Here is an 11,928-nt window from a genome sequence, read left to right as displayed (position 1 = left end):
ACAGGCTGATAGATGAAGGTGTTGTGATGGAACAGAAATACGCGCTTTTACCGACAATTTTTTATCGGCGGCGCTTGCCCGCTTTAGCCACCTTCATCTCAGTGATGCTTGGTGCGCTGGTCTATCTTATATTTGCCCCCAGGACTTACGAAGCAGAAGCGCGGCTAATGCTTGATGGCAAACAATTGAGCCTAGCTGGAGAAACAGGACGCGATTTGACTCAAGAATCAGCCCGACTTGACTCCAACCCAGTCGCAACCCAAGCGGAACTCGCCCTTTCCCAAAAAGTTTTACGTCAAGCAATTTACGAAGCGTATACGGCAAATAATCGCAATAGTAACGCAGAACCACCAACGGTAGAAGAACTCAGAAAACAGTTAAAAGTTAAAACCGTTCCTGCAACTAGCATTCTGGAAATTAAATACAGCAACAAAGACCCCTTAATCGCGGCTAAACTGCTCAATGCTTTAACAGAAGCCATGATTAACGAGGATACGGCAGTGATTCGGCGCGAGGCTGGCTCGGCACGGCAATTCTTAGCAGTAGAAGTTCCGAAAAAACGCGCCCAGCTTGCCCAAGTAGAAGCAACGCTATCGCAGTACAAGCAATCGCAGGGAATTGTCTCGATCGCCGACGATCAAGGACGGGACAACGCCCAGACGACGAGTATAGTCGAAAGTCTAGCCCAGATAGAAGAACAGGAACGCACCACGCTTGCCCAACTGCAAGAAGTTAAGGCACGCAATAGTTCCCTAGAACAGGTGACAGATAGCAGCACCTTAAAAAATACCTATGCCACCGTCCGCAGCGGGCAGAACGAGCAACTGCAAGCACTACGCACGCAATTAGTAGAGTTGGAGGCAAAAGTTGCTAGCGCTCAATCGAAATATAAAGCCGACAGCCCACCACTGCTGAATTTAATCGAAGAACGGGATGCAGCCCGCGCCCTCTATCAGCAAAAAATCGGTAGCGAAACAGGCAACCCAGCGGCTAGCACTCCCAACGCCGCTACTGACAAGTTAAGCCAAGATCTTGCCACGCAATTAATTACTGGAGAGGTTGAGGCTTCAGCATTAGAAGGTAGACTTGCAGCAATTCGTCGCGATCGCGCTACCCTGCAAGAACGCCTCAACCAACTGCCAATCCGCGAACAAGGATTAGCCGCCTTGGTACGGCAACGCCAAGAAGCAGTCACCTCCTTAGAGTTTTTGCAGCGCAAGTTAGAAGAAGCACGGATTGCCGAAGCGCAAAAAGTCAGCAACCTGCGTCCGGTTGACCTTGCCGAGCCGCCCAGATTACCGACTTGGCCCAATCCCGCGATCGTTTTGGTACTTGCCACCGTCGCTGGAGGTACGCTAGCCCTCGGGACTGTGCTGTTACAAGAAGGACTCGACGGCACGCTACGCAATGCTACAGAAGCAAGCAGTCTAGTCGAAGTTCCCATCATGGGGGTGCTGCCTGTGATCTCACCAGAAGTCAGGGGCAAAGAATACGCTGATGCTTTGATGCAAGAGCCAGCGATTCTAGAATCCTATCGCAGCCTGCTGAGATCCTCAGAATTTGCTGCCAACGAGGATATTAAAGTTATCGTCGTCAGCAGCGCTCTGTCTGGTGAAGGCAAATCTTTAGTGTCTTCCTACCTTGCCGCAGTCGCCGCCACCCTATCGCGCCGCACCTTACTCATTGATGCCGACTTACGTTGTCCGACACAACACAAACTTTTTAAACTTGCTGCCAAACCAGGTCTTGCAGAAGTGGCACAGGGTAAGCTAGCTTTGGCAGAAGCCGTTCAAACTACGGGTATTGACAAATTAAAGGTTTTGTGTAGCGGCAGACCTCGCAGCCATCCTTCGGAATTATTTGAATCCAGGCAGATTCAGCAAGTTATCGCCGCTGCTGCGAGTCAATACGACCTGATCGTCATAGATACTCCCCCCGTGACGAGTTGCGTCGATGCCGTGAGCTTGTGCGGCAACGGCGAAAAACTACTCCTAGTTGCCCGTCCGAGCTTTACGCAAAGGGATATCTTCACGCAAGCAGTGGCAGAACTCAGGGCGAAACGAGTCGAGATCTTGGGAGTTGCCGTCAATGGGATCGATCCTCAAATTGACAAGTACTACCGTTATGCTTTCCAAAGCTACAAGACTCTGACTAATGTTTCCTAGAACTAGCTGCTAAAACCAGGTGTTATGAACGTGAGAAATGAAATCAGAAGGTTAGCCACCAGCTACCTGCCTGCTTCACAGGTCTCTTTTTGGATCGGAGTGGCGGGTGTCTTGGTAGGGCTAGCTGCGGGCATCCTGGTAGCTGCTCAGCCTGTTTATCTATTTGCTGGGGCGATCGCTTTTGCGATTATTATCAACTTCTTTGCTGATTTTGAACGCACGGCGATCGCCCTGTTAATTCTTCGCAGTTCGCTGGATATCTTCTCGGCGCAGCAAATCCCGGCGTTATTTGCGCTAGGACTAGCGGCTTTAACATTACTCTACGTCGCCGCTGCGTTTTTAGAACGACGCACCATACAGACAGATTGGTTTTGGTGGTTTTTGTTGGCGTGGGTGATGCTGCAAGGTTTGTGGCCCGTGCTCTGCATCTTGGGAGGCTTGGGACTGAATGCCTCGCCCTACCTAGCAGATAACGTCAGAGAGTGGACGCGCTTATTCTCGTGGGCAATGGTCTATCTATTAGTCATGCAAATGAAAGATAGAGTTGCACCGCAAAAGATTATCGCGCTGCTATTTTTCTCGTTAATTCCCCCAATAATTGTCGGCATGTTGCAGAAATATGCTAATTTCTTGCTACCATCTATCCTGGCATTGAAAAAGCCAGCGATTGTTAGTCAGTTTGTGCCAGCGGAGGTGGTCTCAGGCACGCGGATCAACAGCACGTTTGCCCATCCGAATAATTTCGTACTTTATTTACTACTTTTTATTTGTTTGGCTTTCTGGCAACTGTTACGGGGAAGCAAACCACGCTGGATGTGGTTGATTCTCTTATTTTTAATGGCAAATCTCTACGTCGGTACTGGGGCAATTTTTGGTTTAGTCATGCTCGTGACGGCTCTAGGAATTGCGATCGCCCCCAGGTTGAAATTTTATAATGCCCTTGGTGGCATCATGTTACTGCTGTTGGTTATAGTTCTATTTGCCAGTACGGATTACGGACGCAGCCGCCTGGATGGAATTGCCAATACACCACTGCTGAACCCAGATATCGACGTTTCGCGGGCGATCGTTATGTCGTTTTCCGACTACAACAGTTTTAACTGGCGGATTGCCCAGTGGTATTATCTTTTACGCGCATGGCTGTACGAACCTTGGTTTGGCTACGGACTTGGTACTGGCGTTTACTTGAGTCCGTATAATTTAGTACCGCACAACGCATACATTCGCGCTTTAGCAGAAGGAGGTATTATCGGTTTGGTAACGTTTGTGGCACTCTTGGTGGCACAGGCGATCCGACTGCTCCAACTGCTGCGACAAGCTCCTAAAGGTAGCGATCGCTGGAATTTCTGCTGGAGTTTGTTAGCCCTACTGATTGCAACGTCCTTGGGTATGGCAACGGATAATGTTTGGAGCGGTACGGCTTTTTACTTTTACTGGTGGACTGTAATGGGCATAGCAGGCTGGAACTGGCAAGAGCGGAAGGATCGCAGTGCAGGCGATCGCGCCATGCTGTTGACGATGGAGACTGCTATCGAAGTGAAAAATTAATCCTCATTCCAAATGAATCCGTGAAAACACAATCTCCCATTTCCTTATTAACTGCTGACAGTACTCGTTCGTCCCTGCGTCCATCTGAGGAAACACAACAATTGTTGTGTTGTCCAGTTTGTTCCGCTCAATTAGAATTGGACGAGTCTCAGCTCAAATGTACGAACACTCTATGTCAGGCTTGTTTTCCGATCGTGAATGGCATCCCCATATTGATTGATGATGAGGCAAGCGTGTTTGCGATCGACGATTATCTCGATATAGACAATTCAACTCTCAAACCAAAACCTTTATGGGAAAGACAACTCATTAATTTAATTCCCAGCATTCATTTAAATCTTAAAGGCAAGCAAAACTATCAAAAATTTGTTGCCCTACTTCAGCAACGCCATTCCCGTCCAAAAGTTTTAGTTGTTGGTAGTAGCATCAGAGGTCAAGGAATGGAACCCCTGTATTCTGCTCCTGACTTAGAACTTGTAGAAACAGATGTTGCTTTTGGCGCGGATGTCTCAATTATCTGCGACGCTCACAGCCTACCTTTTGCAGACAATTCTTTCGATGGAGTTGTCATTCAAGCCGTCCTCGAACACGTCGTCGATCCTTATCAGTGCGTCGCAGAGGTGCATCGCGTTCTCAAACCAGAAGGAGTTGTTTATTCCGAGACTCCTTTCATGCAGCAAGTCCACTTGGGGAGATATGATTTTACTCGCTTTACCCACTTGGGACATCAGCGTTTATTTAGGAATTTCGCCGAAATCGCCAGCGGTCCAGTTTGCGGTACGGGAATGGCACTCGCTTGGAGCTATCAGTATTTTCTGCTGAGCTTTGTCAAGTCATCCGCTGCTAGAGCTGTGGTGAAGATAATAACAAGGCTAACTAGTTTTTGGTTGAAGTATTTCGACTACCTCTTAATTGACCGCGCCGGAACGTATGATGCGGCATCTGGTTTCTATTTTCTCGGTACGAAAAGCGATCGCACTGTTTCAGATCGAGAATTGCTGGCTCAATATAAAGGCGCTCAAGCTAGCTCTTTTTAAAAGAGCTTTACCATACAATGGTATATCTTACCTGATAGAAACCAATGATAGCTGCAAAGCAGAATCTTTCCCTGGATTTGCAGCTATCGCAATTTAATGCGATCGATCGCACTCTATCTCGATACATTTCAAAGCCCAATTATTAACTAATATAGCAATCCTATTTGATTCATGAACGCTTCTAGCCTGCCGCAGGCTAGAAGCCTACTTTACAAATCATTTGAAACCGCTATATCTGCATAGCAATATATCGATTTATCGTAGAAAGTGAGATAAAGACAAGTCAATGAATGACAAGATCGTGCTTGTATCAAGACTTGTTCATCTGTGAAGAGATGTTGCCCGATCGCTGTTTCTTGTCATGAAGATCGAAGCGATCGCATCAAGTCAAAAAATGATTTCAATTGGCTATTATGTATTTCCGATATCTAGACGAACTGAAAAGAAATACTCTAGTTTAAGAAACATAATTTCCCAAGTTGAAATTTAACAATATGCCTAAAGTTTCAGTCATTATTCCAGCCTACAATTCCATCACCTATTTACCAGCAACTCTGGACAGCGTGCTGAGACAGACGTTTACTGATTTTGAAGTCTTAATTATTGATGATGGTAGTTCGGATAATACTGCTGCATGGGGCAGTCAAATCCAAGACCGGCGCGTCCAATTCATGACTCAAGCCAATCAAGGTACTTGTGCCGCACGCAATACAGGTATTGCTCTGGCGCAAGGAGAATACATAGCATTCCTCGACGCAGATGACTTGTGGCATCCAACCAAGTTAGCTAAACAAGTCCGCTATTTGGACGAACATCCAGAAGTCGGCTTAGTGTATACTTGGACAGCATTGATCGATCCCGAAGGTAGACCTACGGGCAGAATCTTTGCTAGTCGCGATCGGGGTGACGTGTGGCAGCAACTCGTACAGCGCAATATTACGGAATCTGGCAGTTCGTTTATGATGCGCCGTTGCTGTTTTGAAACTGTAGGGGTATTCGACACGACCTTATCCCACGTTGGCGACTGGGATATGTGTTTGCGAATTGCCGCTCGCTATAATTTTGGGGCGATCGAGGAACCTTTAGTGTACTATCGCCAGTACTCGAACAGCATGTCCAAAAACTGGCAGCGGGTGGAGAAATGTTTTTATACAGTGCTGGACAAAGCATTTCAATCTAAATTGCCAGAACTACAAGATTTAAAAGACCGTTGTTATGGCTTGGTAAACTTAACCCTTGCTTGGAAATGCCTGCAAACTCAAACCAAGGATTACAAACAAGCGATTCAATTTCGTACCACCGCGATCGCCTATTCCCCTCAACTGCGGTACTCTAAAGAGTACGTTCGCCTGAGTGTAGCAATTGCGATCGTGCGCTGGTGCGGTGCTGATGGCTACAATCGTCTCTTGGCAATATTTCATGCTCTGCGGCGGCGAATCTCAAACCTCAGAAATCGGCTTTCACTTCCTCTCAGTACGGGTTAAGTGTTGCTTGTAACTTATGCTTCAAGTAGTTCGAGTCCTCAATCGTCTAGCTTAGTGCGACCGGACGGCGACGAACTACCGTCTAAAACCAAGAATTAATGCATACCAACCAATCTCTCAAAACTCTCAAAAACAAAGTCCTCCAAGGAGGTATTTATCTAACTATTAGACAGTTGGCAGCATCAGCGCTTTCCTTAGTCAGCGTGCTGGTAATTGCTCGCGTCTTAGGACCAGAAAATTATGGCGTAGTTGTCTCGGCTGCATTTATTCTTTACTTCACTTTCTGGACGGCAAAATGCGGTTTAGATGTCTACTCGATCCGCCAACCCACTTTACCGAAAGATGCCGCAGAGCAGATTTTAGCGTTTTACAATACGGTAGGAATCGGGCTGTGCGTGTTGCTGTGGTTTGCTACGCCTCTAGTGGGTGCGTGGACGGGACAAAGCGTGCTAGTCGAAGTCCTGCGGTGGCTAGTTCCCGTCATTTGGTTGGAAATGGTAGCTAGTGCCTCGATCGCGATGATGGAGCGAGAACTGCGTTTCCCTCAAGTTGGTTTAGTTGAAACTTTGGCACAGGTATCGAACTATGCAGTCTCCGTACCGCTCGTACTCCTAAATTGGGGCTATTGGGGACCAATCGCTGGTTTTGTCGTTCAGTTTACGCTACTAGCAGTGATGGCTTCTGTTTGCTATCCGATCGCGTGGCGTTGGCGCTGGCAACCGCAATTCATCAGTTCTGCACTGCGTAGCGGTCTGGCTTACTCCGGCTCTAATTTAATTTGGAATTTTAAAACTCTCACCGTCCCCCTAGTTGTGAGCCGTCTAGGTGGGTTAGAAGCGGCTGGAATTGTCGGTATTGCCATCCGTCTTTCCGATCAGTTGGGAATGCTGCGGATCGTGATCGCTCGGCTTTCCATCAGCACTCTTGCCAAATTACTCGGCGATACTGATGCATTGCGCCGCGCCATCAGTCGTGGGATTATCTATCAAGGTCTGTTGGTTGGTCCAGTGTTTGCTCTCTTTTCTTGCTGTGCTAACTGGATCGTCCCTTTAATGTTTGGCAAGAGTTGGCTACCCAGCACCCAAGTCTTTACGTTCGTTGCCCTAGCAACCTTGCTCTACACGGTATTCAACATGCATATTTCGGCGTTATATGCCGCAGGACACAATCGCGATGTGGCTCGGTTTAACGCCATCTATATTAGTCTGTTTTGGCTAGCTGCTTGGCTGCTCCTACCAGTTTTAGGAGCTTGGGGTTATGGCGTGGCAGAATTATTTGCCTTACCTAGTTTTTTGGCGCTGCATTTTTCCATCACCAGATTGTGTGGCGCACCGGATTACGGGGATGCAATTTGTTTAATTATCGCCACGGCAATTCCCCTACTTGCTGGTCCCTGGCTACCGTTTTACATCAGTTTGAGTTTGTTGGTTGCCAGCTACAGTATTTTATTTCTGGCTCGACCCACCCTCAGAAGCATTCCTCTAGAATTGTATGCAGCTTGGAAAACGCCTAAGTCGTAGCCTGCTATGCTTCACCTGCACGGAGAACTTGTTTTGCGGTTAATTCTAGCGTAGGAAACATTGGGGAAACCAGGCGATCGCCTCCTGGAAAAATTGCTTCTTCATATAACCCATCCACCAAGGTTAGCACCACAACGCGATCGCTTTGAGGATCGACAATCCAGTATTCAGCAATTCCACGCGCAGCATACTCCGATCGCTTGTAGCGGTAGTCTCGATCCTCGTTCTCCTTGCCAGGTAATACTATCTCTACCACCAATGCTGGCGGTGGCATATCGGGCATGATAATACTGCGAGCAGTCCCAGTCAAAGCGGCAGCTAACTCCTCCGTTAACACTATCAAATCTGGCACTCGCGATGTCGCACGGGAACCACTGACAACAATTTCCGTTCCTCGACGCAACAAGCTAATAGGTACAACTTGAATGAAGACTCCAATTAGATATATCGCTATCAAGTTATTCAAATCACTTTCTGACGGCATCTCAACTAATTCCCCGTTCACCAATTCATAGCGCTTATCCGTGCCGTCATCATAAGCAAGGTATTCTACTAAGGTGAATCGCTTACTGGTTGTAGTCATTTCACTGCTTGACTTTGAGGATTCACGTCACGATCGATTTTAACGTATGACTGAATAATTACTAATTCGTAATTCGTAATTCGTAATTAATGGTTTGAATTTTCTAACTTTATTTATATAAAAAACTTCGATTTCCTTCTTTGTTTTAAGTAACTTTAATTTAGTTGCGAATAGTTATCCAGATTGAATGGCGAGATACAAATTATCAATTGAAATTATATAATGATATTGACATAATTTTTGCAAAGAAGCAGTCGCTTTTGAGGATTACGACTTGCTACTCCCAATAACAAAATATTTTTCCATGCGAGCGCTTAAATATGACAATTTTAAAAACGCGATTTTAAAACACAATTTTAAAAACGGACTGATTATGACTCTAATTTTAACAGAACAAGATTTGTGCGATTTCTGGGATAAAAGTGAAACAAACGGCAAGGCTTTTTGTTACGAAACTGATTTTGAATTTGCTTGGCAAGGAATTTTACTAAATTATGGTAGTCATTGCGGCTGGAATGTAGAGCTGCGAGAGGGACTAAACATCGGGGTTCAAGATAATAAAATAATCGAAGATTTAATTCTCACTCCAGCAGAAGAAAGTGATAGTCATTGGTGGAGTTTGACATTTTTTCTTGCAGGGAAAGTCAGGACGATTCTACACGGGTTAACTGATGAAATCGATGAATTAGTTGGACATAACTGTCTATGTTGTGAGGTAGGAACGAAGGAAACCGAATTTTGGGCAGCGGAACAATTTCATCGGGTTTATTTAGGGATTGACCCAAAGCGTTTGTTTGCAGGTTTAACTGAGGTACAATTGGCAGAATTGCCCCTAGAAATTCGACAAGCGGTAATTGACGATCGCCCTCAACCATACTACCGTCAAGGAAGAACTACCTTAGAAATGCAGCAGGTACTACACCAAATTTTATGCTGTCCTTTTCAAGGTTTGATGAAGCGAACTTATTTGGAAGCTAAGGCGTTGGAGTTGATGACGCTTCAATTTGTTCAATTTCAAGCGCAGAATTCCCCACAAGAGAACCTACCGAAAATTAAACAGCGCGATCGCGATCGTCTTTACCAAGCAAAAGAGATTCTCATTAACCATCTAGAAAATCCACCTTCATTGCAAGAATTGGCGCAGCGAGTAGGTATGAGTGATTTTCAGTTAAAGCGCGGATTTCGTCAGGTTTTCGGCACAACTGCCTTCAAATATTTGCACGACTACCGCCTAGAACAAGCCTGAAAATTATTGTTAGAAGGAGAAATGAGCGTTGAGAAGGTGGTTTATCAAGTGGGATTTGCCAGTCGCAGTTATTTCGCCAAAGCCTTTCGACAAAAATTTGGCATAAATCCCAGTGAAATGCTGAAAAAAGGCTCGAAATTCTTTTAGAGTTCAAAAATCTCCCTCTAGCACTCACCTTGCAAGTGCGAATCTGATAACATACTGTCTTGCTTGAGATATTTAAGAAAGTTTCTCAACAAAGGGTAGTTGTTGGTGTGATGGAGATGAGCTGATGAAGTTTAGAGCTTTGCTCTGGAGCCTTTTACTGACAGGCGCTAGTTTAGGATTTGGATCTTATTTAGCAGTGGCAGCAATAGATAGCGATCGCGCTGCGATCGAGCAGCAGGTAAATCTAGAACAGCGTAGGAATGAAAGATTAGCTCAGAATCAAGATAATACAACGGTTGTAGAAGTTACAGCAGTAAAAGTTAACGCCACGCCAACAGGATTGAACATCATTCTAGAAACGGCAACTGGTGCAACTATTCCAGCCACTACCAGAACTCAAGACAATATTCTAATTGCAGATATTCCTAATGCTGTATTAAAACCTAGAAAAATTTTTCAAGCAGATAATCCAGTCGCAGAAATTAGCCAAGTAACGGTGACGCAACAGCCAGAAAATCGTCTTGAAGTGAGAGTCATTGGTGAAACTGGAGCGCCAACAGCCAAGATTAATACTACTAGCAATGGGTTAGCGATCGCGGTGACTCCTGATGCTAAAGCAGAAATGGAAATTGTAGTAACGGGAGAACAAGAAAGCTATGCCGTGCCGAATGCCAGCGTGGGAACGCGCACAGATGCACCTTTGCGGGATATTCCCCAGTCGATTCAAGTCGTGCCTCGTCAGGTAATTGAAGACCAGGGAGCGACTGAAGTGGATGAAGTGCTTCGCAATGTTAGTGGCATTTCGCAAGTCGATGGGCTATTTTCTATTCGTGGCTTTGATGCGACTGACAACTTCTTCAGCGATGGCGCTAGAGTAGAAGGCAGTTTTCGTCGAACCAACTTGAATTTAAGTAATATCGAACAAGTAGAAGTTCTGAAAGGACCAGCATCCGTACTTTACGGTAATGGAGAACCTGGAGGTACAATCAATTTCGTCACCGAACAACCCCTCAAAGAGCCTGCTTATGCAATTACAGGAACTATTGGTAACTTTGATTTTTACCGTTCTACGATCGATTTAACGGATCCCCTGAACGACAACAAAACAATCTTATACCGTTTGAATCTTGCCTATGAAAACTCTGATTCGTTTGTCGATTTTGTTGAGAACAAACAGTTTTGTGTTGTTCCAGTCTTAAGTTTTCAGTTAGGTAAAAGGACAACTTTAGCCTTTGAATGAACTTATGAAAATATATCTGCTATAGAACGACAGCCTTTACCTACTGTTGGTACGGTTTTACCCAATTCTTTAGGAGAAGTGCCTCGATCGCGTTTTTTGGGAGAGCCTGATAACAGATATAACTTATGGGAAGGTAGCGTTGGGTATCGTCTCAATCACCAGTTTAGCGATCGCTGGTCGCTGCGTAATCGATTCATCGCCTCTTTCTCAACTTTTGAGGATCGATCGGTTGGGGCAAATGGCGGTCTTGAAGCTCTTGAAGCTGATAACCGAACTGTACTTCGTTTTGCTAATAACAATAAGGCTGATAACGAAAGTTATATATTACAAACGGATGTCAACGGCGAATTTCAATCAGGCATTATTAATCACGATCTATTGCTGGGTGTAGAGCTTCAGCGTAATGTTTACACCAGAAGATTTGTCAATGCAGATGCTCCACCAATCGATTTATTCGAGCCTGAGTATGGCAATTTTTCAATTCCCGACGAGTCTGAACGAAATTATGAAGTTAGCACAACCGACATCATTGGGATTTATGCCCAAGATTTACTTGCGATCGGCGAGCAGGTAAAAGTTTTGCTGGGTGGAAGATTCGATTGGTATTCCGACAACTTTGAAGATAGGATAGAAGACTTTTCAGAAAATACTGAAGTTAATGCATTTAGCCCCCGTATCGGTCTTGTTTATCAACCCATCGAGCCAGTCTCCCTCTACGCAAGCTGGAGTCGCTCGTTTGTCCCGCAGTTTGGAGCCGATTTAGCAGGCGATCGATTTGAGCCAACTCGTGGCGAACAGTTTGAAGTCGGTGTAAAAACTGAATTTCTTGATAATAGACTGACAGCTACCTTATACCAATTTACTCTTTGACTACGACAAAAGAGATCCCCCCAACCCCCCTTATCAAGGGGGGCTAGGGGGGATCTTCTGTAGCATAGTTTTAGTGAAATGGTATTAG

At 45.5% G+C, this 11,928-nt stretch carries 10 protein-coding genes; 9 read left to right on the top strand and 1 reads right to left on the bottom strand.

The genetic code is table 11. The annotated features are described in order from the left end of the window. Positions 1-26: 26 nt before the first annotated feature. The 5 genes from DSM107010_RS08395 (at position 27) to DSM107010_RS08375 (ending at position 7,754) form a co-directional block, all read left to right on the top strand. Complete coding sequence (locus tag DSM107010_RS08395) at positions 27-2,165, top strand: GumC family protein (protein WP_015155527.1); 2,139 nt, start codon at positions 27-29, stop codon at positions 2,163-2,165. Between the two features lie 24 nt (positions 2,166-2,189). Next, entirely contained in the window at positions 2,190-3,713 is a 1,524-nt protein-coding gene (locus tag DSM107010_RS08390) for an O-antigen ligase family protein (RefSeq protein WP_127022751.1), read from the top strand. A 20-nt stretch (positions 3,714-3,733) separates the two neighbouring features. Beyond that, positions 3,734-4,750: a methyltransferase domain-containing protein gene (locus DSM107010_RS08385; RefSeq protein ID WP_127022784.1), complete on the top strand. Its 1,017-nt coding sequence runs from the start codon at positions 3,734-3,736 to the stop codon at positions 4,748-4,750. Positions 4,751-5,244: 494 nt separating this feature from the next. After that, positions 5,245-6,234 carry a glycosyltransferase family 2 protein gene (locus tag DSM107010_RS08380; RefSeq protein ID WP_106168690.1) on the top strand — a complete coding sequence of 330 codons (990 nt, stop codon included), beginning with the start codon at positions 5,245-5,247 and terminating at the stop codon, positions 6,232-6,234. A gap of 98 nt (positions 6,235-6,332) precedes the next feature. Continuing rightward, positions 6,333-7,754, top strand: a complete 1,422-nt coding sequence (locus DSM107010_RS08375; RefSeq protein ID WP_106168689.1) for an oligosaccharide flippase family protein — start codon at positions 6,333-6,335, stop codon at positions 7,752-7,754. A gap of 4 nt (positions 7,755-7,758) precedes the next feature. On the opposite strand, the gene DSM107010_RS08370 is transcribed toward DSM107010_RS08375, so the two are convergent. Then, the gene (locus DSM107010_RS08370; protein ID WP_106168688.1) at positions 7,759-8,337 is read right to left on the bottom strand and encodes a Uma2 family endonuclease; all 579 of its coding nucleotides are present in this window, start codon (positions 8,335-8,337) and stop codon (positions 7,759-7,761) included. Positions 8,338-8,710: 373 nt separating this feature from the next. Between DSM107010_RS08370 and DSM107010_RS08365 the strand changes: the two genes are divergently transcribed. The 4 genes from DSM107010_RS08365 to DSM107010_RS08355 all read left to right on the top strand — a co-directional run bounded on the left by DSM107010_RS08365 (position 8,711) and on the right by DSM107010_RS08355 (position 11,840). Further along, on the top strand, positions 8,711-9,583 hold the full coding sequence (locus tag DSM107010_RS08365) for an AraC family transcriptional regulator (protein WP_199755445.1): 873 nt from the start codon (positions 8,711-8,713) through the stop codon (positions 9,581-9,583). Between the two features lie 6 nt (positions 9,584-9,589). Next, positions 9,590-9,730 (top strand): helix-turn-helix domain-containing protein, encoded by a 141-nt coding sequence (locus DSM107010_RS39505; RefSeq protein ID WP_277871319.1) that lies wholly within the window; start codon positions 9,590-9,592, stop codon positions 9,728-9,730. Positions 9,731-9,854: 124 nt separating this feature from the next. Next, entirely contained in the window at positions 9,855-10,970 is a 1,116-nt protein-coding gene (locus tag DSM107010_RS08360; protein ID WP_106165967.1) for a TonB-dependent receptor plug domain-containing protein, read from the top strand. A gap of 78 nt (positions 10,971-11,048) precedes the next feature. Then, on the top strand, positions 11,049-11,840 hold the full coding sequence (locus DSM107010_RS08355; protein ID WP_158631754.1) for a TonB-dependent siderophore receptor: 792 nt from the start codon (positions 11,049-11,051) through the stop codon (positions 11,838-11,840). The last annotated feature ends 88 nt before the right edge of the window (positions 11,841-11,928 follow it).

The organism is Chroococcidiopsis cubana SAG 39.79 (assembly GCF_003991895.1).
Classification (GTDB): domain Bacteria; phylum Cyanobacteriota; class Cyanobacteriia; order Cyanobacteriales; family Chroococcidiopsidaceae; genus Chroococcidiopsis; species Chroococcidiopsis thermalis.
The sequence above is the reverse complement of the archived record's forward strand: the minus strand, read 5'-3'. Positions and strand labels throughout refer to the sequence as shown.

Excerpts from the sequence above, each read along its gene's own strand:
- DSM107010_RS08380 (WP_106168690.1), top strand. The coding sequence starts at position 5,245 with ATGCCTAAAGTTTCAGTCATTATTCCAGCCTACAATTCCATCACCTAT.
- DSM107010_RS08375 (WP_106168689.1), top strand. The coding sequence starts at position 6,333 with ATGCATACCAACCAATCTCTCAAAACTCTCAAAAACAAAGTCCTCCAA.
- DSM107010_RS08360 (WP_106165967.1), top strand. The coding sequence starts at position 9,855 with ATGAAGTTTAGAGCTTTGCTCTGGAGCCTTTTACTGACAGGCGCTAGT.
- DSM107010_RS08370 (WP_106168688.1), bottom strand. The coding sequence starts at position 8,337 with ATGACTACAACCAGTAAGCGATTCACCTTAGTAGAATACCTTGCTTAT.
- DSM107010_RS08395 (WP_015155527.1), top strand. The coding sequence starts at position 27 with ATGGAACAGAAATACGCGCTTTTACCGACAATTTTTTATCGGCGGCGC.
- DSM107010_RS08390 (WP_127022751.1), top strand. The coding sequence starts at position 2,190 with ATGAACGTGAGAAATGAAATCAGAAGGTTAGCCACCAGCTACCTGCCT.
- DSM107010_RS08365 (WP_199755445.1), top strand. The coding sequence starts at position 8,711 with ATGACTCTAATTTTAACAGAACAAGATTTGTGCGATTTCTGGGATAAA.